We start from the raw sequence: 25,257 nt of genomic DNA, 5'->3' as shown, positions 1-25,257 counted from the left end.
TGGGTGGGCTGGGCAACGCGGCTCTGGCCACTCCGAAGCGCAAGGCTCCCGGTTTCGCACTGCTGGGTACGCCCGGGTATGAGGGCGATGTCGTCCTCGAGCTGAAGACCGTCGCCGACATCGCGCTCGTGGGCTACCCGTCCGCGGGCAAGTCGAGCCTGATCGGCGCGATCTCGGCAGCACGACCCAAGATCGCGGACTACCCGTTCACCACCCTGCACCCCAACCTGGGTGTCGTGCAGGTGGGCGATTTCCGTTACACGGTCGCCGACGTTCCCGGCCTCATCGAGGGCGCGAGCGAGGGGCGTGGCCTCGGACTCGAGTTCCTCCGCCATGTCGAGCGCTGCTCGGCTCTGCTGCACGTCCTCGACTGCGCCACCCTTGAGCCCGGGCGCGACCCGATCTCCGACCTCGATGTCATCCTCGCCGAACTCGGAGCCTACGAGGTGCCCGAGGGCCAGACTCCGCTGCTCGAGCGCCCGCAGTTCATCGCGCTGAACAAGGTCGACGTGCCCGAGGCGCGCGATCTCGCCGAACTGGTGCGCCCCGACCTCGAAGCGCGTGGATTCCGCGTGTTCGAGATCTCCACGGTCTCGCACGAGGGCCTGCGCCCGCTCACGTTCGCGCTGGGCGAGCTCGTCGAGAAGGCCCGCGCCGAAGCCGCGCTCGAGACCCCGCCGGAGCGCGTCGTCATCCGCCCGCGTGGCCCCAAGAAGGGGTTCACCATACGGGTCGAGGGCGGCACCTACGGCAACGTCTACCGCATCATGGGAGAGAAGCCGGTGCGCTGGGTCCAGCAGACCGACTTCCAGAACGAGGAGGCCGTGGGCTACCTCGCCGATCGTCTCGAGAAGCTCGGCGTCGAGGATGAGCTCTTCCGCCTCGGTGCGGTGCAGGGATCGACCGTCGTGATCGGCGAGGGCGACAGCATCGTCTTCGACTGGGAGCCCACGATGACCTCGGCAGCAGAGCTCATGAGCGCTCCGCGTGGTACCGACCCCCGTCTCGCGCCGAACGCGCGTCGGACGACATCAGAGCGCCGCGAGCAGTACTACGAGCGCATGGATGCCAAGGCCGAGGCTCGTGCAGAGGTGGAGACCCAGCGCCTGGCCGCGTACCGCGAGGACGGCGAGTGACCGCACGCACCCGCGCCGATCTAGCGACCGCGTCACGCATCGTCGTCAAGGTCGGGTCGTCCTCGATCAGCGGTGAGTCGTCGTGGCGCATCCCCGTCATCGTCGAGGCCCTCGCCGCGGCGCACGCCCGTGGCGCAGAGGTCGTGCTGGTGTCCTCCGGCGCGATCGCCTCCGGGATCCCTTTCCTGCGTCTGGACTCGCGGCCGAACGACCTCGCCACCCAGCAGGCGGCCGCGGCCGTGGGGCAGAACATCCTCATGTACCGGTATCAGGAATCGCTTCGCCCGTTCGACATCGTCGCCGGTCAAGTCCTCCTCACCACCGGCGACCTGGAGCATCCCACCTCGCGCTCGAACGCCCGGCGCGCGATGGAGCGACTTCTCGGCCTGCGGACCCTGCCGATCGTCAATGAGAACGACACCGTCGCGACCCAGGAGATCCGGTTCGGCGACAACGACCGTCTCGGGGCCCTGGTCGCGCAGCTGATCGAGGCCGACGCGCTCATCCTCCTGAGCGACATCGAGTCGCTGTACACGAAGCCGCCGACGGACCCGGGTGCGGAGCCGATCGACATCGTCGCGCCCGATGCCGATCTCACCGGGCTCGAATTCGGTGCGACCGTGGTCAACAGCGTCGGCACCGGGGGAGCAGCCACCAAGGTCTCGGCCGCACGTCTGGCTGCCGCGTCCGGCATCGGCGTGCTCGTCACCAGCGCTGATCTGGTGGACAAGGCGCTCTCCGGCGCCGAAATAGGGACCTGGTTCGAACCCGCCAGCTCATAAACTAGACGGATGACCGACCAGACCCCGCAGGCGCGCCTGGAGCGCGCCAAAGAGGCCTCCCGCGCCACCGCAGCCCTGACCAGCGCTGACAAGGCCCGCGTGCTCGAAGCCATCGCGCTCGCGCTCCTGGCGGACACGCCGCGCATCATCGAGGCGAATGGTCGTGACATCTCGCGCGGGCAGCGCGACGGCATCGGTGATTCCCTGATCGATCGGCTGCGCCTCGACGAGAAGCGCGTCGCGGCTCTGGCCACCGCCGTGCGCGAGGTCGCCGCTCTCCCCGACCCCGTCGGGCGCGTGGTCGGCGGGCACCGGATGCCCAACGGCGTGGCGCTCGAGCAGGTGCGGGTTCCGTTCGGTGTGGTCGGCGCGATCTACGAAGCCCGACCCAACGTGACCGTCGACATCGCCGCGCTCGCGCTGCGATCGGGCAATGCGGTGGTGCTGCGCGGTGGCAGCGCCGCTCACGATTCCAACGCCGTGCTCGTGGAGATCATGCGTGCGGCGGTCGAGAGCGCCGGCCTCACGGCGGAGGCGATCCAGACCGTCGACGATTTCGGACGCGACGGCGCGAAGGCTCTCATGCACGGTCGCGGCTTCATCGACGTCCTGATCCCGCGGGGGAGCGCAGGCCTCATCGAGACCGTCGTGACGGAGTCGACCGTGCCCGTCATCGAGACCGGAGCCGGTAACGTCCACATCTTCCTCGACGAGACCGCTCCCGACGACTGGGCGCGTGACATCGTCGTGAATGCCAAGGTGCAGCGTCCGAGCGTGTGCAACGCGGTCGAGACGGTCCTCGTCCACCGTCAGGCTGCGCCGCGGCTCGTGCCGCTGGTGGCCAGCGCTCTCCAGAGCGAGGGCGTCGCGATCCACGGCGACGACATGGTCGTGGGGCTCATGTCCAACGTGATCCCCGCCACCGAGGAGGACTGGGAGACCGAATACCTGAGCCTCGACATCGCGATGAAGGTCGTCGACTCGCTCGACGAGGCACTAGCGCACATCCGCCGGTACAGCACGGGGCACACCGAGTCGATCATCACGACGGATTCCCGCAATGCCGAGCGGTTCCTTGCGGAGGTCGACTCGGCCGTGGTCATGGTGAACGCGTCCACACGATTCACCGACGGAGGCGAGTTCGGGTTCGGGGCGGAGGTCGGCATCTCGACCCAGAAACTGCATGCGCGGGGACCGATGGGGCTCTCCGAGCTGACCAGCACGAAATGGCTCGCGCGTGGGTCGGGGCAGACGCGCGGCTGAGGGCTAGACTGGGGGACGCTGTAACCCCCACAGGATCCCGAACAGCACGCCACGAAACGGAGCCAGGATGAACCTCGTCGCACAGATCGCGATGGCCGCTGCCGAAACCGAGCACCACGGCAACGTCGCGCTCGAGACGCTGATCTTCGGGGTCATCGCCGCGATCGTGTTCGGCGCACTCGGCCTCGTGACGTTCTCGTACAAGAACGTCGCCAACCGTCATTCGGCGAAGGCCGAGGCGTGGGCCGCGCAGCACGGCAAGGACAGCCACGAGGCGGGACACGGCCACTAGGCCCGCATGAACGACGCTGCGACCACGCGCCCCCCGCGCATCGGCGTGATGGGCGGCACGTTCGACCCCATCCACCATGGCCACCTGGTCGCAGCCAGCGAGGTCGCGAACTCCTTCGGCCTCGACGAGGTCGTCTTCGTACCCACTGGGCATCCGTGGCAGAAGTCCGGCGTCTCGCCGAGTGAGCATCGCTATCTCATGACGGTGATCGCGACCGCCTCGAACCCGCAGTTCACGGTGAGCCGCGTCGACATCGCCCGCGAAGGCCCCACCTACACGATCGACACGCTGCGCGATCTGAAGCGGGATCGACCCGACGCCGAGCTCTTCTTCATCACGGGAGCCGACGCCGTGGCGCAAATTCTCAGTTGGAGGGACCATGATGAGTTGTGGGAGTTGGCCCACTTCGTCGCGGTCTCACGCCCTGGACATGTCCTGAGCACAGACGGCCTCCCGAGCGACAACGTCAGCCAACTGGAAGTGCCGGCGCTGTCGATCTCGTCGACAAACTGCCGTGAACGCGTTCGCGACGATCAGCCGGTCTGGTACCTGGTCCCTGATGGGGTCGTTCAGTACATCGCGAAGCATCATCTGTATCGGAGCAAGGCATGAGTACATCGGATCAGCAAGGGCACGGTCCGCTGACGCGCAAGCAGCTGCGGGAGATCCGGTTGACGGGATCGACCCCGGTGATCTCCAGCGAGGAGGCCGCCGCGGCCGCCGAGGCCGCGCCTCCCGCGCCCCCGCTGCCCCGTGCTGCAGAACCCGTCCAGATCGAACCGGCACCGCTGCCGGTCCCCGTCGCCGACGAAGCGAACGGTGATGCCCCGCTGACCCGCCGCCAGGTTCGCGAGCAGGAGAAGGCCCGCACCGGTTCCGTCTCCGTGATCGGCGCCGATGAGGCCGAGGCGGCAGCACCCGCCGAGGAGCCCGAGGCAGCACCCGCAGAGCCGCTCGAAGAAGAGGCGCCGCAGCAGGAGGAAGCTCCCGCGGTGGCCGCTGCAGAAGTGCCTGCCGAGATCGTGTCCGGGGTCCCGGACTTCGCTCCTACCGTCGACGCCGGTGATGACGATGACGACGATGTGGATGACGAGGTCGCCATCGCGCCCGTCAGTGCATCCGTCGCGGCCGACACGGTCGGCGACGTCCCGCTCGAGGCTGTCGACACCCCCGCAGACGCAGCCGTCGACGAAGACGATGTCGAGGCGGCGCTCGGCCTTCCCGTCGAGGGCAGCGATGAGGCCGTCGACGGCGATGTCCTCGCCGACGTGGACGATGCCGACGAAGACGACGAAGACGACACGGAGCGTCCCACGGTCAACTCTTCCTTCGGAGAAGGCCTTCTCGCTGACGCCCCCGAAGTCCACACACCCTTCCGGCCGTCCTTCGACGAACTGATCGGCGTGGGAGACTCCACGGGATCGCAGCACTCCGCTCCCAACGCGCTGATCTTCACCCCGTCGCCGGGGGAGGGCTCACTGTCCGGCCCGGTCGCGTCGACCGGAGAGATCCTCGTCACCGGCTCCTACGAGCTGCCGCAGGGCATGGGCTCGCAGGGGCACGCACTCGGCACCACCGATGGCAAGGACATCGACGCCGTTCTCATCGATGGCGAGCTGCCGCCGGCATCCTCGCCCACGCCGATCGCCGCGAGTGCGGCCGTCAGCACCATCAAGCCAGCCGGAGAAGTCATCCGGCCTCCGGCCCCCGAGAAGGGGAACCGACTGATGGTGACCCTCGCCATCATCGCCGGCGGACTCGCCCTCGCGATCGGCGTCGTTCTCGTCATCGCCTTCACCACGAAAATGATCTGATGCAATCACCTGAAACCGCCGAAGAGATGCTGCGCCTCGCAGCACAAGCCGCCATCGACAAGGGCGGTGAGGATCTCGTCGCGCTCAACGTCTCCGAGCCGCTCCCGCTCGTCGACATCTTCCTGCTCGTCACGGGAAACAGTGAGCGCAACGTCGCCGCGATCGCGGACGAGATCGAGGACCGGCTGATCGAGTCCGGTCACAAGCGCGTGCGTCGCGAGGGGCGGGCCGAGGCCCGCTGGGTGCTGCTCGACTTCGGCGACCTGATCGTGCACGTCTTCCACCAGGAGGAGCGCGTCTACTACGGACTCGAGCGCCTCTGGAAGGATTGCCCGGTCGTTCCGATCGACGTGGCCGAGCCTGCGGCCGACGCCAGCTGACATGACCACGCACCTGATCACCGGTGCGGGCTCCGGCATCGGGTCCGTTCTCGCCCGGCGGTTGCTGGACCGTGGCGATGCCGTGGTGGCGATGGCTCGGGATGCGGGGCGTGCCAAGCAGATCGCGGACGACTTTCCCGGGGCGTCCGTCATCGTCGGCGACCTCGCGCAGCCCGGGCGCCTGTCGTGGGCACTGTCGAAGCAGCAGCTGCCCGACCGCATCGACTCGCTGGTGCATGTCGCCGGTGTCGTCGACCTCGGCGACGTGGCTGATCTGCCGGCCGCGCTGTGGGAGCAGCAGCTCGCCGTCAACCTCGTCGCTCCGGCCGAGCTCACCCGGCTCCTCCTCCCGGTACTGCGCGTGTCGCAGGGGCAGGTGGTGTTCGTGAACTCCGGTGCCGGTCTGCGCGCCAACGCGGGATGGTCCGCGTACGCGGCGTCCAAGCACGGCCTCAAGGCTCTGGCCGACGCCCTGCGCGCCGAAGAGGCCTCGCACGGCGTCCGCGTGACCTCGATCTACCCCGGCCGCACGGCGACGCCGATGCAGGAGCGTGTGCACCAGCAGGAGGGCCAGGCGTACGACGCGGAACGCTACGCCACACCGGAAGCGGTCGTCACGACCATTCTCACGGCGCTCGACCTTCCGCGTGACGCGGAGATCACCGATCTGACCGTGCGCCCCGGCCGCTGAGTCGATCCGGCATCCTCCGCTGGCGATGTCAAGGGGCTTCTCTTCGGGGCGGTGATGGCACAGGCTCTCCTTGAGAGAGTCCTGGAGGGCCCCCACATGTCTGAACTTCCCGATCCGCGCTTCATGTTGAATCGCATCACCGCGTCGGAATGGGTGATCAACGACCTTCGGTACCCGCCGAACGATCCGCGGCATGTGGTCGCGTGCGTCTACGAACTCGCCGAGACCGAGGTCGAGGTGACCTGGCTCCGCGACCTGCCGCTCGCAACCCGCTACGGAACCGCGTTCGAAGTGCTCGAGGACGTCGAACGGATGCGCGGTTCCAGCCGTGCTACCCGTCCGATCAGCATTCCGCACCGGCCGCCGCTGATGGTGACCTGACCGTCTCCACCACGCCGTACAGAAGCGCACCCCCTCGATGCTCGAGGGGGTGCGCTTCTGAGTTGTCCGCCGACCTGTTCAGATCAGAGGGTCTTCCTCGTCCGCTCCTGCGGCGACGCGATCGGCCTCGGCGCTGTCGACGAGAGCGTCGTCGACATCCGGATCGAGCACGCGCTCACCGTCGACGTCCCTGGTGGGCACACCGGCCGCGTCGTCATCGTGAGGGACGGGAGGCACCGGAGGAATGATGGGGTTCGACATGATCGCATCCTTTCGTCGAGGTGCGTTCACGCTAGAACCCGGAGCGTGCGGACTGAACCGGGTTGACGCCTGCGAAGTCGCACGCTAGCCACGGCGCCGGGATTCATGGCTCGAGATAGGCTGCGAGATTCGCCAGCGACGACGTCAGCCCCTGTGCGTGGTCGCGGGCACGGACGCCCTGGGGCACGTCGCGTGCGGTCAGCTCGACCTCCGTCCCCTCCTCGACGCTGCGGACGCGCCACTCCATCCGCATCGTGCCGTGGAACGCCGGGTCAGCGGAGTCGAAGTCGACCTCCTGCACGATGAGCTCGCCCGGCACGATCCGCGTCACGCGGACCTCGGAGGCGTCTGAGTCGGCCGAGGTCTTGCCCGGCGCGTCGGTGGGGTCCTCGTACGTGAGAACAAGTCGATACGAGCCGCCTTCGCGCATGTCGAAGCGCTCGAATCGCCCGTGCATCCCGTGGGGAGGCAGCCAGGAGAGCAGCGCCTCGCGACTGGTCAAGGCGTCGAACGCTTCGTCGCGGCCGACGTGGAGGAGGAGGCTGGCGCGGTCGGTTCTACTCATGTCGTCAGCCTATGGCGGCGGCGTTCCGCGCGGCTCCGGGTGATCACCTCAGCCTCGAAAGGAGCGCGGAAAAACAAGAAAACCCGCGATCTCTCGCGGGTTTCGTTGTGGACCTGGGGGGACTCGAACCCCCGACCCCCTGCATGCCATGCAGGTGCGCTACCAGCTGCGCCACAGGCCCAGATGCCGCTCCGTAGAAGCCGGAGCAACTTGAAAAGAGTACTACACGAATCCGCGCGAGCACCAATCGGCGGCGGCCGCCCGGGAGTGTCGTCATCCGGCTGGAACAACCGCGGGGAGCGGGGCGTTCTGTTCTTCGTGAGCATCCTCGACAGTCTGGTGATCGGCGCAGGGCAGGCCGGTCTCTCGGCATCCTTCCACCTGTCGCGGCTGGGCATCTCGCACGTGGTCCTCGACGCGGATGAGCGACCTGGAGGCGCTTGGCAGCATCGCTGGGATGCCCTCACGATGCGCGACGTGCACGGCGTCGCCGAGCTGCCCGGCGATACGCCGCCACCGCGTGACGGGGCCCGTGCCAACATCGCGGTGCCCGACTACTTCGCGGCATACGAGCGCGCGCATGGTCTCCCCGTGCTCCGGCCGGTGCACGTCGAACGGGTCGACGACGAGGACGGACTCCTCGTCGTGCGCGCGCGGGAGGGGGAGTGGACAGCCCGCACGCTGGTGAACGCGACGGGGACGTGGTCGCATCCGTTCCTCCCGCACTACCCCGGCATGGAGACCTTCGTCGGTGAGCAGCTGCACACGGTCGACTATCCCGGCCCCGAGCACTTCCTCGGCAAGCGGGTTCTCGTGGTGGGCGGTGGGGCGTCCGCGGTGCAGTTCCTCGGCGCCCTCGCCCCGATCACCGACACGCTCTGGGCCACCCGTCGGGAACCCGTGTGGCGGAACGACGACTTCACCCCCGAAGCCGGTACCGCCGCGGTGGCTCTGGTCGAGCAGCGCGTCGCCGCGGGCCTCCCTCCCGAGAGCGTGGTCAGCGTCACCGGACTCATGCTGCGCCCGCAGGAGCGCGAAGCCGAGCGTCTGGGCGCCTATGCCGCACGGCGGCCGATGTTCGAGCGCATCGAGCCCGACGGCGTGCGCTGGGCCGACGGCAGCTTCGAGCGCGTCGACGTCATCCTCTGGGCCACGGGGTTCCGTCCGGCCATCAGTCACCTGGCGCCCCTGCATCTGCGCAGCGCCGCCGGCGGCATCCAGCTCGACCGCAACGGGCGCGGAACCACCGCGGTCGCGGATCCGCGGGTGCAACTGGTCGGCTACGGCCCATCGGCGAGCACGATCGGCGCGAACCGTGCCGGGCGCTCTGCGGCGAAAGGTGTGCAGCGCGCGCTGCGGTCCGCGGAAGCGAGCATCACCAGCGGTTGAGCACCTCTTCGGCGAAGCCCTCGATGCCGTCGACGCGCACCTGCGTACCCGTGTCGTCGCGCACCCAACCCGACCAGACGCCGAACAGCTGATCCGTCCGGCTGGCGATGACCAGCGCGTTCGTGCGCGACCTCTTGTCGTAGAAGGGCGTGAACGTGAGGTCGGCCGTCGTACCGTGCACCCGCCAGGGGTGCATGAACTGTTCGGGGTCGTAGTCCCACACGAGTTCCTCGCTGATCTTCGACAGGCGTCCGTCGACGAGCAGCGCGTTCTCGGTCGCGCCGGAGCCATCGGTCCACTTCGCGCCGAGCTGCAACCCGATCGTGCGGCCGTCGACGGTGCCGCTGCCCGCCGCCCAGTTCCAATGCACCCTGTACGGCCAGCGCCCGCGTCCGTGATCGAGCACCGCCCAGCTGCCCACCGGCACGTCGTAGGCTGTGCCGTCGATCGCGACGGATCCGGTCGTCGGCCGCGCCACATCCTTCACCGTGTACTGGAACCTGCCGATGTCGTCTCCACGACGCCAGGGCACGACCACGCCGAGCGACTCGTGCTCGGGCGGCCGGGCGGCGAGCAGGTCGAACGACACCCGGGGAGCGGTGCCCCGCAGGCGCGTGCCGTCGAACACCTCGTCGACGTCGAGCGTGATCCGGCGGGTGCGGGCGTGCGCGGGGCCGTCTCCGAGTGACGCCGGCAGCGTCGCGGTGCGCGCACCGGGGGAGATCACCGTCGAGCCGATGTCCTCCCCGGTCGCACGGTCGAGCACCCAGACCTCGTGCAGCGCCAGGTAGTCGACGCACGACACGGTGAACGCGATGATGTGCGACGGCGTCATCACGTTCCAATACTCCCAGCGCTTGTTGCGCCCCCAATGGCCTCGGCCGGGGATGCCGGAGGTGTCGTGCAGAGGCATTCGAGACCAGCCGAGCGCATCGCGGTTCAGGGCTCCGTCGGGAGTCGTGAGCGAGACGGGCGCGGTGATCTCGCGCTCGATCAGCGGTGTGGGCATCGTCGTCCTGCTGTCGGGAGGGATGCCGTTCGGGTCGGCATCGTTGCCCCGAGTGTAGAGGACCCGGTGTCGCTGAACGAGGGGCACGGCGCGCAGATCCGTGCTCGGGAGGAGAACGATGCCTGGCTACGCTGAACATCATGCTCCGCATCGTGTTCCTCGCTGTCTGGCTGCTGCTCTCCGCCTGGCTCGTCATCTGGGTCGGCGAAGGGCTGTTCAGCGTGGATCAGCGTCACTCCATCCTCCCCTTCGCCGGTGAGGACACCCTCGGCGGCCCGATCATCATCGGCGTCGCGTGGGGCCTGCTGCTGACGTTCGGCGGGATGCTGTCGGGCCTGGCGCGTCGCAGGACCCCGCGTGGTGAGGCGCAGATCGGGGTCGGCACGATCGTCGAGGTCACCCGCACCGGGATGACGGTCAACGATGTGCCGCAGTACGACCTCTTCATCCGCGTGACCCCGAGCGCGGCCGATGACTTCATCGGGCAGCTCCGGACGCTCGTGCAGCCGACGGATCTCGCGACGCTCCAGGTGGGGCTTCCGGTCCCGGTGCGCTACAGCGTGACCGACCAGGACACGGTCGAGCTCGCGGACCTGAGCGACCCCGCCGTTCGAGACGCGATGCTGCAGTGGCGCATCGACCGTGGATTGATCGACCCCCGGCAGGTGCGAGCGCGCACCAGCGGGACGCAGGTGCCGGCGTCGGTGCTCGAGGTGCGGCCGACGGGCCGACGGCGCGAGGGGCAGAGCGAACTCGCGCTGCGCGTACTGATGGCACCCGAAGGGGCGGCGACCTGGGAGGCCGACACGACCGTGTTCGTCTACCCCCAGGCGATCCCGCATCTCCAGGTGGGAGCTCCCGTATGGGCGTTCTACCGCCGGGAGGACACGCAAACCGTCGCGGTAACCCTCGAGAAGGAGACGGCACGATGAATCCGGTGGACACGCTCGTGTGGCTCGTGAACTTCCCGGCCGCGCACGGCTACGCCATGGTCTTCATCGCGGGGTTCTCGATCCTCGGGCTGTTCGCGCTGTCGGCGCGGGGTGCGGTGCCGGGCGATTCGCTGCGGAGCATCCGGGAGCGGGAAGGTCTCCTGCACCCCACGGAACGTCCGCGAGGTCGGGTCTGGGCCGGCGTCGTCCGTATCGGTGCCCGCGTGCTGGCGCTCCTCATGCTGGGATCGCTCGTGATCGGGATCCTCAGCCTCACCGGAGTGCCCGTGACCCGCGCATACATCTACGACAACGGCCGCCCGACCACCGGGACCCTGGAGGGGGACTGGGTGACGTTCACGACCGCCGAGGGCGTCGAGTACACGCTGGAGAGCAACTTCTTCACGCCCGCCGTGTACCCGGACCGCGACGTCTACCTGACGAGCGGCGAGCCGGTGGTCGTCCGCTACCTGCCGAGCCATCCGCAGGCGTTCGTGATCGACAGCGACCAGACCCCGCGCTGAGGTCGGAGGGGGCGCGTAGGGTGAAGGTATGTCGCGCATCATCGTCTTCGGCGGCCATGGCCGCATCGCCCTTCTGCTCGCGCCGCTGCTCGTCGCTCGCGGCGATGAAGTCACCGGAGTGATCCGCAACCCGGAGCATGCCTCCGATGTCGAAGCGGCGGGGGCCGAGGCCCTCGTCGCGGATATCGAGAATCTCGACGTGGACGAGCTCGCCGAGATCATCCGGGGGCACGACGCGGTCGTGTGGTCGGCCGGTGCCGGCGGCGGATCCCCGGAGCGCACCTACGCGGTCGATCGCGATGCGGCGCAGCGTTCGATGGACGCGGCCGAGCGCGCGGGCGTCCGTCGCTACGTGATGGTGTCGTGGCTCGGTTCCACGGCCGATCATGGTGTCCCGGAGGGCGACTCCTTCTTCCCGTACGCGGATGCCAAGTGGGCGGCCGACGAGCATCTGCGCGGCAGCGGGTTGGAGGGCACGATCCTCGCTCCCGGCACACTCACGTTCGACGAGCCGACCGCGCGGATCCAGATCGATCCTGCGGGCAGCGGAGCCGTGGCACGGGCAGACGTCGCCGCGGTCATCGCCGCAGCGCTCCACGGGCCGTGCACCATCGGCCGCACGATCCGTTTCGGCAACGGCGACGCGGCCACCGCCGTGCCGATCACCGAGGCGCTCGGCTGCTGACGCGTCCACACCGCACAGGACCCGCCATGTCCCGATACCGTCGCTGGGCCGCAGGAGCACTGGCGGTCGTCGCGACGGCGGCACTGTGCGTCTCACCGGCAGCTGTCGCTGCGACCATCCCGTCGACGGCGGCCTCCCGCACTCCCGCCGCCGTCTCCCCGGTCGCGGAGCCGACCGGCCCGGCCGCGCATGCTACCGCTCTCGTCAAGGAGATGTCGGTGGCCGAGCAGGCCTCCGCTGTGGTCATGGGGCACGTGTCGGGAACGGATCCCGCCGCGCTCCGGGCATACATGAGCTCCGGTCTCGGTGGGTTCATCCTGATGGGGGCGAACATCCCCGACTCGGAGGCCGAACTGCAGGCCCTCACCGCCGCCATGACCATCGATCCCGCGTTGCCTCCGCTGATCGCGGTCGACCAGGAGGGCGGGATCGTTTCGCGTCTGCACGGCGATGAGTACGCGGCCTCCACCACGCTGAAGGGGCTCCCGGTCGACGAGACCTCCACGGCGTTCACGGCTCGAGGGTCGCTGGTGGCCCGTGCGGGGATCACGGTGAACTTCGGCACGGTGGCCGATTTCACGGCCGACTCGGGAACCTTCATCTACGGTCGCGCGCTCGGCACCGACCCCGCGAGCGCCGCGGATCGGGTGGCGGCGGCCACCACCGCACAGGAACAGTTCGTCGCTTCGACGCTCAAACATTTCCCCGGACACGGCGCCGCCCCCGGCGACTCGCATTCCGCGATCCCGAGCACGAGCATGGGACTCGACGAATGGCGCAACACTGAGGCTGTTCCGTTCGCGGCGGGGATCGATGCCGGAGCATCTCTCCTCATGTACGGGCACCTCGCCTACACGGCTGTCGATGCCGCGCCGGCTTCCCTCTCTGCCCAGTGGCATGAGATCGCCAGGGAGGAACTCGGCTTTGACGGGGTGGCGGTGACCGACGACCTCGGGATGCTGCTGTCGTCGGGGAATCCCGCCTACGCGGATCCAGTCGCGAACGGTGTCGCCGCGATCGCGGCCGGCAACGACCTGGTGCTGATGATCGCGGGCTCCGATGCGCAGACCGCGGGCAAGATGGCGGCCGGCATCGCCGCGGCGGTCGAGGCCGGCACGCTGCCGAAGGAACGGCTCGAAGAAGCGGCGACGCGAGTGCTCACGTTGCGTACTCAATTGTCCGCGGCGTCGGCGCGTTGGACGCTCTGTGCCGAGTGCGAACCGGCGGAGTGACGCTCAGGCTGCTTCTCGTGCGCCGTCGCCGAGCCACGCGTCCAACAGGGCAGCGCGCAGAGCGGCCCCGCGTTCGGCGAAGACGCGCTGCCGACGCACATACTCCGCCTTGCCCTCCGGCGTCTCGATGCGGACGGGGGTCACATCCCACGCGGAGAGATCGTACGGCGCGGCCTCCATGTCGAGCAGCCGGATGTCACGCGCCAGCTCGTACGAGTCGAGCAGGAGTTCGCCCGGGATGAGCGGTCCGAGCTTCGTCGCCCACTTGTAGAGATCCATCCCCGCGTGCAGACACCCCGGTTGCTCGAACAGCGGCTGGTCCTCGCGGCTCAGCGACGTGCGATTGCGCGGAACAGCCTCCGGGGTGAAGAACCGGAATGCGTCGAAGTGCGTGCAGCGCAGGTCGTGACTCTCGACGACCGCATCCGTGCCCGCCCGTCCCAGACGCAGCGGCACCGCGTGGCGGTGCTCGTCCGCCTGGTAGACCATCGCCCACTCGTGCAGCCCGAAGCAACCGAACTGGCCGGGGCGTGACGCCGTGCGGCGCAGCATCCGCTCGACGAGCGCGGCGAGGTCCCTCTTCTCCTGCGCGAAGGATCGGGGGTCGGGCATGGCGCTGCCCTCGGTCTCGCCCGGCGAATACCAGCGCCAGGAGAGGCGCTCCGGCGCATCCTGAAGCTCGACGTCCGCTCCCGGATGCCAGCGCCGAAGCTGCGCAGGCTTGTAGGAGTAATACGTGTGGAGGAAGTCCCACACGGGGTGCTTCTCTGATCGAGAGGCGCGCTCGCGATGCGCGGCCGTCAGGGCGTCTGCGCGCTCCTGATGCGCCCGCTCACGGGCGAGCCATTCGTCGCGGGGGATCGCCCTCTCCGCCACCGTGTGCATGTCTGCCCGTGTCTCTCGTCAGTGCAGGATGCCGGCTTCGCCGAGCAGGTCGCGGAGCCCGGCGCCGTCTTCGGCACTCACCCAGGGTGCCACGTCTTCGGAATGCGGCTCTCGGCCGGCACGACCGCCCGCGAGCACGGCTTCGGCGGGCAGCAGGCGCCGGATGGCGACACCGGCGACCGAATCGGGATGCTCGTCCATGAACTGCGAGTAGATGGATTCGTCGTGCTGGCCGTCGTCGCCGATCAGCAACCACTTCACGTCGGGGAACTCCGTCGCGAGCCGGCGCAGGTTGGTGAGCTTGTGCTCACGCCCGCTGCGGAACCAGCGCTCATGCGTCGGGCCCCAATCGGTCAGCAGCATCGACCCCGCCGGGAAGAGGTGACGACCGAGGAACCGCCAGAGGGTCGGCGCGACGTTCCAGGCGCCGGTGGACAGGTACACCATCGGCGCTCCGGGGTGCTGTCGCAGCAGCTGGTCGAGCAGCACGGCCATCCCGGGCACGGGTAGGCGGGCATGCTCATCGAGCACGAAGGAGTTCCAGAAGGCGATGAACGGACGGGGCAGGGCCGTGACCATCACGGTGTCGTCGACATCGGACACGACGCCGAACGTGGTGTCCTTCGCGACGATGAAGGCGCCGGCCTCGACGGGCTCCTGGCCCTCGACTGAGATCGTGAAGTTCTGCCAGCCGGGCTCGAGGTCGACGGCGATCTTCGCATCGACCACGCCACCGCGATCGGCGACCAGCTGATGCGTCGTCCCTCCGACGTGCACGGTCACCGCCGCGTACCCGACCGGGATCCCGACGAAGCTGCGCCAACCGCGCACGCTCGCCGGTTCGCCGTCGCGCGTACGACGCTGCGGGGGCACGATCAGCACTCGACCGACGACGCGCACCCAGCCGGGACCGCCGTAGCCGGGGAAGGGGAGGATCGTGGCGACACGGCCACGACGGCGCGCACGACCTTCACGCCAGACATGGAGGCGATGCTCGAGTCGGGCGAACCAGTGGATCCGGGGGGCTGGGGGAGCCGATGCCATTGACTCAGTCTTTCACGTCGGAGTCGACTGCCGACTCCGGGGCCTCCTGGTGGCGGGCTTCGAGCCGCTGCAGCAGCTTCTTGCCGAGGAACGCGAGGAGCAGGAACAGCGCGATGACGCCGACGAAGATGTAGCCCGCGAAGTGCACGCGATCGACGAGTTCGCGGAAGCTGCCGGCCGCGAGGGACGTCACGCTCACATACGCGGTGGCCCAGAGCACGCAGGCCGGAGCCGTCCAGGCCAGGAACTTGCGATAGGGGTACTCGCTCATGCCGACGGTGAGGGGGACGAGGGAGTGCAGCACCGGGAGGAAACGGGACAGGAAGATCGCGATGCCGCCGCGGCGCTCGAGATAGTTCTCGGCACGGACCCAGTTGTGCTCGCCGATCCTGCGGCCGAGCCACGACGCGCGGATGTGCGGGCCGAGCCAGCGTCCGAGCCAGAATCCGATGCTCTCGCCGATCAGTGCGCCGATCACGACGGCGACACCCATCGCGATGCCCTCCCATACGGTGGCGACGCCCATCGAGGCGATGATGACGATGGTGTCCCCGGGGACGATGAGGCCGATCAGGATGCTGGTCTCCAGCATGACGGCGATCCCCGCGACCAGCGTGCGCGTGATCGGATCGATCGACTGCACGGTGTCGAGGAGCCAGAGCAGGAGGTCGTCCACGTCATGAGAATACGGGAGTGGCCCGGTCCTAGGCTGGCAAGGTGCCCGAACAGCTGACCGCTCGACCCCTTCCCTCCTGGATGGATCCGTCGTCCGTGTTCGGGATGCTCGAAGCGCGCGGCGCCGATGTCTTCTGGCTCGACGCCGGAGCGGATGCCACAGAGGGCTGGAGCTTCGTCGGCACAGGGGAGCGGTCGTCCCTGCCGCGGGATGTGGCGCTGGATGCGGCGCCGAGCGATCCCACCTTTCCGCCCTTCTCCGGAGGGTGGGTCGGCTGGCTCGACTACGAGTCCGGCGCCGCCGCCGCCGGTGCGCCGGTGAATGGGCCTGTCGATGAGCCGGGCGGCTCCTGGCTGCGAGCGACACACGTCGTCGCGTTCGATCATGCCGCGCGGCGCGCCTGGGCACTCGGCGCCGACGACGAGCTCCCGTCGTGGGCGGCGGAGGTCTCCGGTGCCCCGCAGCCGCCGGACCACGCGGTCCCCTTGAAGGCCTCCGACGGTGCGGTCCGCATCGCCGAAGCGCGACACGATCCGCACGAGTACGCCGCGCTCATCGAACGCTGCCGCGACCTGATCCGCGCCGGCATCGCGTACCAGCTGTGCCTGACGACGCGGTTCACCGTGGCAGGGGCGCATGACGCCGTCGACGTCTACCGTCGCCTGAGAGCCGCGACGCCCGCGCATCACGGCGGATTCCTCCGCATCGGTGGCCGCGCGCTGCTGAGCGCCAGCCCCGAGCAGTTCCTCTACGTCGAGGCCGGTGTCATCTGCACCCGCCCCATCAAGGGCACCCGGCCCCGCAGTGCCGACCCGGAGGAGGATGCCGCGCTGGCCGCAGAACTCGCGGCGGATCGCAAGGAGCGCGCCGAGAACGTCATGATCGTCGATCTGATGCGCAACGACCTCTCCCGCGTGTGCGAGCCGGGGAGCATCCGCGTCGACGGACTGTGGGTGGTCGAGAGCTACCCGGCCGTGCACCAGCTCGTGAGCACCGTGAGCGGTGTCGCCGCGGCCGAGACGACCGTCGGTTCGCTGCTCGACGCGGCCTTTCCCGCCGGCAGCATGACGGGTGCGCCCAAGCTCTCCGCGATGACGAGACTGCAGGAGTTGGAAGGCGGACCGCGCGGCGTCTATGCCGGCTGCTTCGGGTACATCGGTGCGGACGGTGTGCTCGACCTCGCCATGGTCATCCGCAGCATCCTGATCGACGGCGAGCAGGCGGTGGTCGGCGCCGGAGGAGGGATCACCTGGGGGTCGGTGGCCGCATCCGAAGTCGCCGAAGTCGCGACCAAGGCGCGAGCGCCCCTCGCCGCGCTCGGTGCGGAAATGCCGGGGGTCTGGCGTTCCGATATCCTGAACTGATCCCGCTTTTTCCTTCAGATTGGTCGTGCGTTCGTTGTCTGAGAACCTGTCCACCGCTCCCGCCGATGACGAGACTCCGTCGGCGCACGCCATCCAGACGAAGTGGCAGAAGTACTGGGCGGAGAACGGCACGTTCCTCACCGGCGGCGAGGAAGACACCCGCCCGCGCAAGTACGTGCTCGGGATGTTCCCCTACCCGTCCGGCGACATGCACATGGGGCACGCCGAGAACTACGCGTACGTCGACATGGTGGCGCGGTTCTGGCGTCACCGCGGTCATAACGTGCTGAACCCGATCGGCTGGGACTCCTTCGGCCTGCCCGCGGAGAACGCGGCGATCAAGCGCGGCGCCGACCCTCGGGAGTGGACGTACGCCAACATCGATCAGCAGAAGCAGAGCCTGAAGGAGTTCGGCACCTCCTACGACTGGACGCGCGTCCTGCACACGTCCGACCCCGAGTACTACCGCTGGAACCAGTGGCTGTTCCTGAAGCTCTACGAGCGCGGGCTGGCCTATCGCAAGAAGAGCCCGGTCAACTGGTGTCCCAACGATCAGACAGTGCTGGCGAACGAGCAGGTCGTCGACGGTCGCTGCGAGCGCTGCGGTGCTGAGGTCATCAAGAAGAAGCTCACGCAGTGGTACTTCCGCATCACCGACTATGCCGACCGTCTGCTCGATGACCTGAACCAGCTCGAGGGCTTCTGGCCGCACAAGGTGCTGCAGATGCAGCGCAACTGGATCGGACGCTCGATCGGTGCGGACGTCGACTTCGTGATCGAGGGTCGCGAGGAGCCGGTCACCGTCTTCTCGACGCGCCCCGACACGCTGCACGGAGCGACGTTCTTCGTCGTCGCACCCGACTCCGACCTGGCATCCGAGCTGGCGGCCGATGCGCCGGACGAGGTGCGCCAGCGCTTCCGGACGTACCTGGAGCAGGTGCAGAAGGAGACCGACATCGCCCGGCAGTCCACGGACCGCCCGAAGACCGGCGTCTTCCTCGAGCGCTACGCGATCAACCCGGTCAACGGCGAGAAGCTGCCGGTGTGGGCGGCCGACTACGTCCTGGCCGATTACGGTCACGGCGCCGTCATGGCCGTGCCCGCCCATGATCAGCGCGACCTGGACTTCGCCCGCGCGTTCGACCTGCCGGTCAAGGTCGTCGTCGACACGACAGCTCCCGTCACGGGCGCGATGCCCGTGATCGAGGTCGACGAGGAAGGGGTGCCGATCGACACCGGCGCCGCTCTCGACGAGCAGAACCCCGCATCCACCGGCATCGCGTTGACCGGCGAAGGCCGCATGATCAACTCGGGTGCGCTGAACGGACTGTCCAAGCGCAACGCGATCGCGCGTGCGATCGAGCAGCTCGAGGCATCCGGCACCGGACGTGCCGCGAAGAACTACCGCCTGCGTGACTGGCTGATCTCGCGTCAGCGCTTCTGGGGCACTCCCATCCCGATGCTGCACACCGAGGACGGGGACATCATCCCGGTTCCCGAAGACCAGCTGCCGGTGAAGCTGCCCAGCGTGGAAGGTCTCGACCTCTCGCCCAAGGGCACCTCGCCGCTCGGGGCGGCGGAGCGCTGGGTGCGCACCACGGCCCCCGGGACCGGTGACCCCGTGCTGCGCGACACCGACACCATGGACACCTTCGTCGACAGCTCCTGGTACTTCCTGCGCTTCCTGTCGCCGAACAGCGATACCGTGGCGTTCGACCCGGCTCAGGCTGACCGGTGGGCTCCTGTCGACTCGTACATCGGTGGTGTCGAGCACGCCATCCTGCACCTGCTGTACGCGCGCTTCATCACGAAGGTGCTGTTCGACATGGGGCTGATCGACTTCACCGAGCCCTTCACGACGCTGATCAACCAGGGCATGGTGCTCCTCGACGGATCCAAGATGTCGAAGAGCAAGGGCAACCTGGTCGAGTTCTCGTCGAGCATGATCGACCCCGGTGCCGATGTCGTCCGCGTCGCTCTGGCCTTCGCGGGCCCGGTGGAGGATGACATCAACTGGGAGGACGTCTCCACGGCCGGTGCGCAGAAGTTCCTGGCCCGCGTGCTGCGGGTCGCCGGCGACGTCGCGAGTCCGGTCGACGTCGTGTTCGACGGCGGGAACCCCGCACTGCGCCGCGCGACGCACAAGCTGCTCGCTGAGGCCCCGGCTCTCGTGGAGCAGACGAAGTTCAACGTCCTGGTCGCCCGTCTCATGGAGCTGGTGAACATCACCCGCAAGACGATCGACGGTGCCGCCGGTGCCGCTGACCCCGCCGTGCGCGAGGCCGCCGAGACGATCGCCGTGATGCTCGACCTGTTCGCCCCGCACACCGCCGAAGAGGTGTGGGAGATCCTCGGGCACGAGCCCTCGGTCGGGCTGGTGCCCTGGCGATCGGCCGATCCCGCGCTGCTGGTCGAGGACACGATCACCGCGGTCGTGCAGGTGGGTGGCAAGGTCCGCGCACAGCTCGAGGTTTCGGCACGAATCGGCGAGTCCGAGCTCGAAGCGCTGGCTCGTGCGGACGAGCGGGTCATCCGTTCGATCGGCGACCGCGAGATCGTCAAGGTCGTCGTGCGCGCGCCCAAGATCGTCAGCATCGTCGTGAAGGGCTGATCGGCTCCCACCGCACGGACTGCATCCGGCCCCTGGCGCTCACTTCGGTGAGGCCAGGGGCCGTCGCCGTCATTCCTGAGGAGTCGTGGCGCGCGCACGGATAGCGCGCAAGACCGCCTCGACGCCGATGACCACCAGAAGTGGGACGGCCACGCCGAGGATCGCTCCGAGGGCGATGTCGTGGACGTAGTGGACGCCCTGCGCGACGCGCCCGACGGCGACGACGGAGGCGAGCGCGATCGCCGACCAGGTGAGCCACGACCGTCCGACGGCGATGGCGATCACTGCGGCGGCGCCGAATGCGAGGGTCGCGTGGTTCGAGGGCAGCGACCAGTCTCCAGGCGGCGGGCACTCACCAGCGATCTGCCAGACCGAGCACGGACGCGCCTGGGCGAAGAGCAGCTTTCCGCCCTCGCTCAAGAGGTAGGCGAGGACCACTCCGACGGCGGAGGCGGCGATGTGCACGCGTCGTTCCTTCCGGCTCCACCAGACGCGAGCCATGACCACGGCCGTGGCGGCGGCGAGCAGGAGGAGCCCTGCTTCGGAGATCAGCTCGACCGCGGGGACGGCTGACCCTGCGGCGCTGAGCCACCGGGTGCCGACCACGCTGAGGCTCCCCGGCAGCGGGACGATCAGCAGGAGGGCGGCGAGGGCTGACGCGATGCCCAAGGGCAGGACGGAACGCGCGGACAGACGAGAGGTGGGCATGCCTTCGACGCTACGGACAGTGGGCTCCCGTGAGCATCGGTCGGGGGATGTACCCGCGTCAGTCGTGCGACGGAGATGAGCGGATCGGTGCTCCTCTGCACCATCTGCGCCCGACGATGGTTGTCCACGGCTCGGGTGTGCCGGGCGTGGGGAGTCTGCTGAGCATGTCTAGCGTGGCCGGATGGCATCCCCGCAGGCACCACCTCCGCCGCGGCGTCGACTGCGTCTGAGCATCGGTGCCGGGGTGGTTCTCGCCCTCGTGGTGCTGTCTGCCGCTGTCGGCCTCGGCATCCTCCGCGGCCAGGCCGCGCCGACCGCATCCGTGCCGTTTACGGATGCCACGACGACCGCCGGCCCGTCCGGTGAGCTGTACGTGCACGTCCTGGGCTCGGTCGCCCGTCCCGGCATCTACGTTCTCGACCTCGATGCCCGCCTCGTCGACGCGCTGGCAGCGGCCGGGGGAGCCACCGATGATGCCGACCTGGCGGCGGTCAACCTCGCGAGGCTGCTCGAAGACGGCGAGCAGATCGTCGTCCCGGCCGTGGGCGCGGCGACCGATGCACCGGAAGCGGGGCCGCCGGGTGACGACCGCGTCGACCTCAACACCGCGGATCAGGCCGCCCTGGAGACGCTGCCGCGCATCGGTCCGGCGCTGGCGGAGCGGATCATCGCCTGGCGCGACGAGAACGGGCGCTTCGGATCCGTCGACGACCTGCTTGCGGTTCCCGGCATCGGGGAGAAGCTGCTCGCCGGCCTGCGCGACGGGGTCAGGGTGTGAAGGCCCGCGACCTCCGTCTCCTCCCTCTCGCGCTGGCTGTCTGGGGCATCGCCCTGCTCTGCGTATTGATTCCCGAGGCGGCCTGGTGGTGCGCGGCGGTCGGCGGTCTCGTGGCGATTCTGGTGCTGATGCTGCTCGTCCGGCGCCCGCGAACCTGGGTCTCGCGCCTGACCGGCGGTCTGGCCGTCGTGCTTCTCGCAGCCGCCGCAGCCACGGCCTTGACGGTCGGGTTCGCCCTCCCCGCACGGGAGCAGGCGATGTCGTGGAACGGTCGCGTGGTCGAGGTGACGGGGGAGATCACGTCCTCGGCGTCGGTCGGTCGCGACGGGCGGCTGTGGTTCGAGGCCTCGACCTCCACGCTCGGACCGCCGGGGCGCGCGAGCGGGTCGTCGGCACCGGTGCGCATCGGAGTAGACCCGACTGACGGGTTCGACCTCGGCGCGCGCATCCGAGCCGTCGGCGAGGCCTCAGCCACCGATGCGGGCGAGCGATCGGCGCTTGTCGTCTTCGCGAACGATGCCGAGGTCGTCGAGCCCGCCTCCGGAGTGTTCGGCGTCGCGGCCGCCCTCAAGCACGCCTTCGTCGAGCGTTCATCGCTGCTTCCCGAGCCCGGCGCCGGCCTTCTGCCGGGCCTCGCCGTGGGGGATACCCGGGCGGTGTCGATCGAGCTGAATGACGACATGCGCACGAGCGGTCTCAGTCACCTCACCGCGGTGAGCGGGGCGAACTGTGCGATCGTCGTCGGCGGGATCTTCTGGCTCGCCGCCCTGTGCGGTGCGGGGCGCGCGCTGCGGGTCGTCCTCGCGGTCGTGGGGCTGGCGGGCTTCGTCGTCCTCGTCACACCGGAGCCGAGCGTGATCCGTGCGGCGGTCATGGCGGCCGTCGGGATGCTCACCCTACTTCTGGGCAAACCGAGTGCCGGAGCCGGCATGCTCTCGCTGTGCGCGGCGGGCATCCTCCTCGTCGACCCCTGGCTGGCCGCCACGCCGGGATTCGCACTCTCGGTCGCGGCCTCCGGAGCCTTGATCCTGCTCGCGCCTCCACTCGCGCGGGGGTTCGGCCGGATCATGCCCGGACCGGTGGCTCTGGCTCTCGCGGTCCCTTTCGCCGCACAGCTGGCCTGCGGCCCGATCATCGCCCTGTTCGCCGAGCAGCAGTCGCTCATCGGCATCGCCGCGAACATCATCGCGGCGCCCGCGGCCCCGGTCGCCACCGTGGTCGGTCTGCTGGCTTGTCTGGCCGCTCCGCTGCCGGGTCTCGCTGATCTGCTGGCGTCGTCGGCCTGGCTGCCGGCCGCATGGATCGCGACGACGGCGACGACGACCGCTCGCCTGCCGGGCGCACAGTTGTTGCTGCCCGCAGGGATCGGTAGCGCACTGCTCGTGGCTCTCGTGAGCGCATGTATCGCGGTCGTCGTCATCAGGTCCGGCCCCCAGAGCAGGGGAGCTGCGACCGGGCGTGGAGGACTCATCGTGCAGCGAGCCGCAGCCGCGGTTCTGATCGTCGTACTCTCGCTCGCCGGCGCCCGTGTGGTCCTCGACGGACCGCTCGCCACGGCGACGACGCCGGAGGGGTGGGCGATCGCCGCGTGCGATGTCGGACAGGGCGATGCGCTGCTCGTGCGCTCGGCGACGAGAGTGGCGCTGATCGACACGGGGCCGGCCCCGGAGCCACTGGCGGCATGTCTGCGGTCTCTCGGCATCGGGCACATCGACCTGCTCGTCCTCACGCACTTCGACCTCGACCATGTCGGCGGTGTCGCCGCGGTGCAGGGACGGGTGGGCGCGGTCCTCCACGGGCCGGCGCTCGAGGAGGACGAACGACGTCTCCTCGCCGACCTCGCCGCCTCGGGTGCACAGGTCGACGAGGCGTGGGCAGGCCAACGCGGCGACCTCGGCGATGCCGCGTGGCGAGTGCTGTGGCCGGTGCGGGGTTCGGCCGCCTTTCCGGCGGGCAACGACGCGAGCGTGGTGATGGAGTTCGATGGGGGAGGAGTGCCCCGGTCGCTCTACCTCGGCGACCTCTCGGCGGCACCCCAGCGGATGCTGCTCCGCACGGCTCGGCTGGGTCACTACGACGTCGTCAAAGTCGCCCATCACGGCAGCGCGGACCAGGATGCGGGTCTCTATGAGGCCGTGCAGGCTCGCGTGGCGCTGTTCAGCGTGGGAGCGGACAACGACTACGGCCACCCGCGCATCGAGACGCTCGACCTCGTCTCAACGGTCGGGGCGCGGGCGCTGCGCACCGATCGGCAGGGACGCATCCTCCTCGGCACCGGCGACAGCGAGCTGCAGGTGTGGACTGAGAAGGTTGCACCATGAACGAGCGGGCAGCGGTGTCGGCGACCGCCGGTAGTCTGGATCCATGGCAGCTTCGCGTCCCCCTTCCCGCGGTGGTGCGAAACCCACGAAGGTCCCCCAGGTCTCCTGGCGAGAGCCTCGTCCCGCTCCGCTCGTGCTCGTCTCCGGGCCGGAAGAGGTCTGCGCAGAGCGCGCGATCGCCGGCGTCCGCGACTATCTCCGCGCCGAAGACCCCGCTCTCGAGGTCAGCGATGTGCGGGCCGACGACTACGCGCCGGGAACGCTCCTGGCCCTCACCTCCCCGTCCCTCTTCGGCGAACCGCGCCTGGTGCGCGTCTCCGGCGTGGAGAAGTGCTCCGACGCCTTCATCCAGGAGGCGGTGTCGTACCTCGATAACCCGCAGGAGGGTGCGACCGTCATCCTCCGGCACACGGGCGCGAGCGTGCGCGGCAAGAAGCTGCTCGATGCGGTCCGTGCCGGCACCGGCGGAGGCATCGAGATCGCCTGCCCCGCGATCAAGCGCGACGGCGACCGGGTCGACTTCGCCGCCGGAGAGTTCCGTACGGCCAAGAAGCGCATCGCGCCGGCGGCGTTGCGCGCGCTGGTCTCCGCGTTCGCCGATGACCTCACCGAGCTGGCGGCGGCCTGCCAGCAGCTGATCGGAGACGTCGAGGGCGACATTTCCGAAGAAGTCGTCACCAAGTACTACGGCGGGCGCGTCGAGGTGTCGGCATTCGTCGTGGCCGACACCGCGATCGCCGGCCGCTACGGTGAGGCGCTGGTCGCGCTCCGCCACGCGCTGTCGTCCGGTGCCGATCCGGTGCCGATGGTCGCGGCCTTCGCAATGAAGCTCCGCACCATGGCGCGGGTCGCCGGAAACCGCGAACCGAGCCGCCAGCTCGCCCAGCGCCTGGGTATGAAGGACTGGCAGGTCGATCGTGCCCGCCGTGACCTCGCCGGGTGGAACGAGCGTTCGCTCGGAATGGCGATCCAGGCCACAGCGCGCGCCGACGGTGAGGTCAAGGGTGCCGCCCGCGATCCGATCTTCGCGCTCGAGCGCATGGTCACGGTGATCGCCACTCGTCGACCGTTCGGCGAGGAGTAGTCGCGTCCTCACGCCGCGGAATCCGCCGAAGAACGAAGAAGGCCCGCCCCGAAAACGGGACGGGCCTTTCTCAGAAGCTTCAGCTCAGAGAGAAGCGACCTGCTTGGCGAGAGCCGACTTGCGGTTCGACGCCTGGTTCTTGTGCAGGACACCCTTGCTGACGGCCTTGTCGAGCTTGACGGCGGCCTTCTTCAGGCCGGCCTCGGCCGCGGCCTTGTCGCCGGCGGTGACTGCCGTGCGAGTCGTGCGGATGACCGTCTTGAGCTCGCTCTTCACGGCCTTGTTACGCTCGCGCGCCTTCTCGTTGGTCTTGTTGCGCTTGATCTGCGACTTGATGTTTGCCACGTGTGGACGCTTTCTGTACAGGAGTGTTCGGAATGCCGGCAGCAGAAGAGGGCTGCTGCACGGCGGTCGTGAGGGAAGAACCCACACGCAAGCCAAGAGTCGAGT

Annotated in this window: 27 protein-coding genes and 1 tRNA gene; 19 read left to right on the top strand and 9 right to left on the bottom strand. The window is 69.1% G+C overall.

The features are described 5' to 3' along the window. The 9 genes from obgE to HCX50_RS18205 all read left to right on the top strand — a co-directional run. On the top strand, positions 1-1,136 hold a 1,136-nt coding region (obgE, locus tag HCX50_RS18245), incomplete at its 5' end, for a GTPase ObgE (protein ID WP_167635293.1). Further along, the gene (proB, locus tag HCX50_RS18240; protein WP_091037048.1) at positions 1,133-1,918 is read left to right on the top strand and encodes a glutamate 5-kinase; all 786 of its coding nucleotides are present in this window, start codon (positions 1,133-1,135) and stop codon (positions 1,916-1,918) included. The genes obgE and proB, both read left to right, overlap by 4 nt. 9 nt (positions 1,919-1,927) lie before the next feature. Next, entirely contained in the window at positions 1,928-3,181 is a 1,254-nt protein-coding gene (locus tag HCX50_RS18235) for a glutamate-5-semialdehyde dehydrogenase (RefSeq protein WP_091037046.1), read from the top strand. 67 nt (positions 3,182-3,248) lie between these two features. After that, positions 3,249-3,473 (top strand): hypothetical protein, encoded by a 225-nt coding sequence (locus HCX50_RS18230; RefSeq protein WP_091037043.1) that lies wholly within the window; start codon positions 3,249-3,251, stop codon positions 3,471-3,473. Between the two features lie 6 nt (positions 3,474-3,479). Beyond that, positions 3,480-4,085 (top strand): nicotinate-nucleotide adenylyltransferase, encoded by a 606-nt coding sequence (nadD, locus tag HCX50_RS18225; RefSeq protein ID WP_091037040.1) that lies wholly within the window; start codon positions 3,480-3,482, stop codon positions 4,083-4,085. Further along, complete coding sequence (locus HCX50_RS18220; protein WP_167635292.1) at positions 4,082-5,287, top strand: hypothetical protein; 1,206 nt, start codon at positions 4,082-4,084, stop codon at positions 5,285-5,287. Before nadD ends, HCX50_RS18220 begins: the two co-directional genes overlap by 4 nt. Beyond that, positions 5,287-5,667 carry a ribosome silencing factor gene (rsfS, locus tag HCX50_RS18215; RefSeq protein WP_091037033.1) on the top strand — a complete coding sequence of 127 codons (381 nt, stop codon included), beginning with the start codon at positions 5,287-5,289 and terminating at the stop codon, positions 5,665-5,667. The genes HCX50_RS18220 and rsfS overlap by 1 nt, the downstream gene beginning before the upstream one ends. A gap of 1 nt (position 5,668) precedes the next feature. Next, positions 5,669-6,358, top strand: coding sequence for an SDR family oxidoreductase (locus HCX50_RS18210; RefSeq protein ID WP_167635291.1), 690 nt, complete (start codon positions 5,669-5,671; stop codon positions 6,356-6,358). 96 nt (positions 6,359-6,454) lie between these two features. Then, positions 6,455-6,739, top strand: coding sequence for a hypothetical protein (locus HCX50_RS18205; protein WP_167635290.1), 285 nt, complete (start codon positions 6,455-6,457; stop codon positions 6,737-6,739). Positions 6,740-6,817: 78 nt separating this feature from the next. On the opposite strand, the gene HCX50_RS18200 is transcribed toward HCX50_RS18205, so the two are convergent. The 3 genes from HCX50_RS18200 to HCX50_RS18190 all read right to left on the bottom strand — a co-directional run bounded on the left by HCX50_RS18200 (position 6,818) and on the right by HCX50_RS18190 (position 7,746). Continuing rightward, on the bottom strand, positions 6,818-7,000 hold the full coding sequence (locus HCX50_RS18200; protein ID WP_091037025.1) for a hypothetical protein: 183 nt from the start codon (positions 6,998-7,000) through the stop codon (positions 6,818-6,820). A gap of 103 nt (positions 7,001-7,103) precedes the next feature. Next, positions 7,104-7,565: an SRPBCC domain-containing protein gene (locus HCX50_RS18195; protein ID WP_091037021.1), complete on the bottom strand. Its 462-nt coding sequence runs from the start codon at positions 7,563-7,565 to the stop codon at positions 7,104-7,106. Between the two features lie 108 nt (positions 7,566-7,673). Further along, positions 7,674-7,746: transfer RNA gene (locus HCX50_RS18190), tRNA-Ala, on the bottom strand. A 137-nt stretch (positions 7,747-7,883) separates the two neighbouring features. On the opposite strand from HCX50_RS18190, the gene HCX50_RS18185 reads away from it, so the two are divergent. Beyond that, the gene (locus HCX50_RS18185; protein WP_167635289.1) at positions 7,884-8,954 is read left to right on the top strand and encodes an NAD(P)-binding domain-containing protein; all 1,071 of its coding nucleotides are present in this window, start codon (positions 7,884-7,886) and stop codon (positions 8,952-8,954) included. Here HCX50_RS18185 and HCX50_RS18180 read toward each other — a convergent pair. Beyond that, positions 8,941-9,963 (bottom strand): DUF2804 domain-containing protein, encoded by a 1,023-nt coding sequence (locus tag HCX50_RS18180; protein WP_167635288.1) that lies wholly within the window; start codon positions 9,961-9,963, stop codon positions 8,941-8,943. The genes HCX50_RS18185 and HCX50_RS18180 overlap by 14 nt on opposite strands. 140 nt (positions 9,964-10,103) lie before the next feature. On the opposite strand from HCX50_RS18180, the gene HCX50_RS18175 reads away from it, so the two are divergent. Genes HCX50_RS18175 through HCX50_RS18160 form a run of 4 tightly spaced genes read left to right on the top strand, consistent with a single transcriptional unit; the run spans position 10,104 to position 13,336 of the window. Then, a complete protein-coding gene (locus tag HCX50_RS18175; RefSeq protein WP_167635287.1) occupies positions 10,104-10,895 on the top strand; it encodes a hypothetical protein in 792 nt (263 codons plus the stop codon). Beyond that, a complete protein-coding gene (locus HCX50_RS18170; protein ID WP_167635286.1) occupies positions 10,892-11,419 on the top strand; it encodes a hypothetical protein in 528 nt (175 codons plus the stop codon). The genes HCX50_RS18175 and HCX50_RS18170 overlap by 4 nt, the downstream gene beginning before the upstream one ends. 28 nt (positions 11,420-11,447) lie before the next feature. After that, positions 11,448-12,104 (top strand): SDR family oxidoreductase, encoded by a 657-nt coding sequence (locus HCX50_RS18165; RefSeq protein WP_091037011.1) that lies wholly within the window; start codon positions 11,448-11,450, stop codon positions 12,102-12,104. A gap of 26 nt (positions 12,105-12,130) precedes the next feature. Further along, positions 12,131-13,336: a glycoside hydrolase family 3 N-terminal domain-containing protein gene (locus tag HCX50_RS18160; RefSeq protein WP_237682575.1), complete on the top strand. Its 1,206-nt coding sequence runs from the start codon at positions 12,131-12,133 to the stop codon at positions 13,334-13,336. 3 nt (positions 13,337-13,339) lie between these two features. Here the strand turns inward: HCX50_RS18160 and HCX50_RS18155 are convergent, their stop codons facing one another. From HCX50_RS18155 to HCX50_RS18145, 3 genes are read right to left on the bottom strand one after another with little or no spacing between them, the layout of a single operon-like run. Next, entirely contained in the window at positions 13,340-14,221 is an 882-nt protein-coding gene (locus HCX50_RS18155; RefSeq protein WP_167635285.1) for a 3-methyladenine DNA glycosylase, read from the bottom strand. Positions 14,222-14,239: 18 nt separating this feature from the next. After that, entirely contained in the window at positions 14,240-15,265 is a 1,026-nt protein-coding gene (locus HCX50_RS18150; RefSeq protein ID WP_167635284.1) for an App1 family protein, read from the bottom strand. Between the two features lie 4 nt (positions 15,266-15,269). Continuing rightward, a complete protein-coding gene (locus HCX50_RS18145; protein ID WP_167635283.1) occupies positions 15,270-15,941 on the bottom strand; it encodes a VTT domain-containing protein in 672 nt (223 codons plus the stop codon). 41 nt (positions 15,942-15,982) lie between these two features. Here HCX50_RS18145 and HCX50_RS18140 point away from each other — a divergent pair, with 41 nt between their 5' ends. Together HCX50_RS18140 and leuS are read left to right on the top strand one after the other, a co-directional pair. Next, on the top strand, positions 15,983-17,305 hold the full coding sequence (locus HCX50_RS18140) for an anthranilate synthase component I family protein (protein ID WP_337750139.1): 1,323 nt from the start codon (positions 15,983-15,985) through the stop codon (positions 17,303-17,305). 34 nt (positions 17,306-17,339) lie between these two features. Then, positions 17,340-19,916 (top strand): leucine--tRNA ligase, encoded by a 2,577-nt coding sequence (gene leuS / locus HCX50_RS18135; RefSeq protein WP_167635296.1) that lies wholly within the window; start codon positions 17,340-17,342, stop codon positions 19,914-19,916. 69 nt (positions 19,917-19,985) lie between these two features. Here leuS and HCX50_RS18130 read toward each other — a convergent pair whose 3' ends face one another. Continuing rightward, positions 19,986-20,624, bottom strand: a complete 639-nt coding sequence (locus HCX50_RS18130; RefSeq protein WP_167635282.1) for a phosphatase PAP2 family protein — start codon at positions 20,622-20,624, stop codon at positions 19,986-19,988. A 181-nt stretch (positions 20,625-20,805) separates the two neighbouring features. Between HCX50_RS18130 and HCX50_RS18125 the strand changes: the two genes are divergently transcribed. Genes HCX50_RS18125 through holA form a run of 3 tightly spaced genes read left to right on the top strand, consistent with a single transcriptional unit; the run spans position 20,806 to position 24,807 of the window. Next, positions 20,806-21,402, top strand: a complete 597-nt coding sequence (locus tag HCX50_RS18125; RefSeq protein ID WP_167635281.1) for a ComEA family DNA-binding protein — start codon at positions 20,806-20,808, stop codon at positions 21,400-21,402. Continuing rightward, complete coding sequence (locus tag HCX50_RS18120) at positions 21,399-23,723, top strand: ComEC/Rec2 family competence protein (protein WP_337750135.1); 2,325 nt, start codon at positions 21,399-21,401, stop codon at positions 23,721-23,723. Before HCX50_RS18125 ends, HCX50_RS18120 begins: the two co-directional genes overlap by 4 nt. Positions 23,724-23,766: 43 nt before the next feature. Then, positions 23,767-24,807, top strand: a complete 1,041-nt coding sequence (gene holA, locus HCX50_RS18115) for a DNA polymerase III subunit delta (RefSeq protein ID WP_091036995.1) — start codon at positions 23,767-23,769, stop codon at positions 24,805-24,807. A gap of 84 nt (positions 24,808-24,891) precedes the next feature. Here holA and rpsT read toward each other — a convergent pair whose 3' ends face one another. Further along, positions 24,892-25,152: a 30S ribosomal protein S20 gene (gene rpsT, locus HCX50_RS18110; RefSeq protein ID WP_029261697.1), complete on the bottom strand. Its 261-nt coding sequence runs from the start codon at positions 25,150-25,152 to the stop codon at positions 24,892-24,894. Positions 25,153-25,257: the final 105 nt, after the last annotated feature.

It is taken from the genome of Microbacterium sp. B19(2022) (assembly GCF_012030385.1).
Lineage (GTDB): Bacteria > Actinomycetota > Actinomycetes > Actinomycetales > Microbacteriaceae > Microbacterium > Microbacterium oxydans_B.
The sequence above is the reverse complement of the archived record's forward strand: the minus strand, read 5'-3'. Positions and strand labels throughout refer to the sequence as shown.

Coding starts and splice junctions, on each gene's coding strand:
- HCX50_RS18235 (WP_091037046.1), top strand. CDS start 1,928: ATGACCGACCAGACCCCGCAGGCGCGCCTGGAGCGCGCCAAAGAGGCC.
- HCX50_RS18230 (WP_091037043.1), top strand. CDS start 3,249: ATGAACCTCGTCGCACAGATCGCGATGGCCGCTGCCGAAACCGAGCAC.
- nadD (WP_091037040.1), top strand. CDS start 3,480: ATGAACGACGCTGCGACCACGCGCCCCCCGCGCATCGGCGTGATGGGC.
- HCX50_RS18220 (WP_167635292.1), top strand. CDS start 4,082: ATGAGTACATCGGATCAGCAAGGGCACGGTCCGCTGACGCGCAAGCAG.
- rsfS (WP_091037033.1), top strand. CDS start 5,287: ATGCAATCACCTGAAACCGCCGAAGAGATGCTGCGCCTCGCAGCACAA.
- HCX50_RS18210 (WP_167635291.1), top strand. CDS start 5,669: ATGACCACGCACCTGATCACCGGTGCGGGCTCCGGCATCGGGTCCGTT.
- HCX50_RS18205 (WP_167635290.1), top strand. CDS start 6,455: ATGTCTGAACTTCCCGATCCGCGCTTCATGTTGAATCGCATCACCGCG.
- HCX50_RS18200 (WP_091037025.1), bottom strand. CDS start 7,000: ATGTCGAACCCCATCATTCCTCCGGTGCCTCCCGTCCCTCACGATGAC.
- HCX50_RS18195 (WP_091037021.1), bottom strand. CDS start 7,565: ATGAGTAGAACCGACCGCGCCAGCCTCCTCCTCCACGTCGGCCGCGAC.
- HCX50_RS18180 (WP_167635288.1), bottom strand. CDS start 9,963: ATGCCCACACCGCTGATCGAGCGCGAGATCACCGCGCCCGTCTCGCTC.
- HCX50_RS18175 (WP_167635287.1), top strand. CDS start 10,104: ATGCTCCGCATCGTGTTCCTCGCTGTCTGGCTGCTGCTCTCCGCCTGG.
- HCX50_RS18170 (WP_167635286.1), top strand. CDS start 10,892: ATGAATCCGGTGGACACGCTCGTGTGGCTCGTGAACTTCCCGGCCGCG.
- HCX50_RS18165 (WP_091037011.1), top strand. CDS start 11,448: ATGTCGCGCATCATCGTCTTCGGCGGCCATGGCCGCATCGCCCTTCTG.
- HCX50_RS18160 (WP_237682575.1), top strand. CDS start 12,131: ATGTCCCGATACCGTCGCTGGGCCGCAGGAGCACTGGCGGTCGTCGCG.
- HCX50_RS18155 (WP_167635285.1), bottom strand. CDS start 14,221: ATGCACACGGTGGCGGAGAGGGCGATCCCCCGCGACGAATGGCTCGCC.
- HCX50_RS18150 (WP_167635284.1), bottom strand. CDS start 15,265: ATGGCATCGGCTCCCCCAGCCCCCCGGATCCACTGGTTCGCCCGACTC.
- HCX50_RS18130 (WP_167635282.1), bottom strand. CDS start 20,624: ATGCCCACCTCTCGTCTGTCCGCGCGTTCCGTCCTGCCCTTGGGCATC.
- HCX50_RS18125 (WP_167635281.1), top strand. CDS start 20,806: ATGGCATCCCCGCAGGCACCACCTCCGCCGCGGCGTCGACTGCGTCTG.
- holA (WP_091036995.1), top strand. CDS start 23,767: ATGGCAGCTTCGCGTCCCCCTTCCCGCGGTGGTGCGAAACCCACGAAG.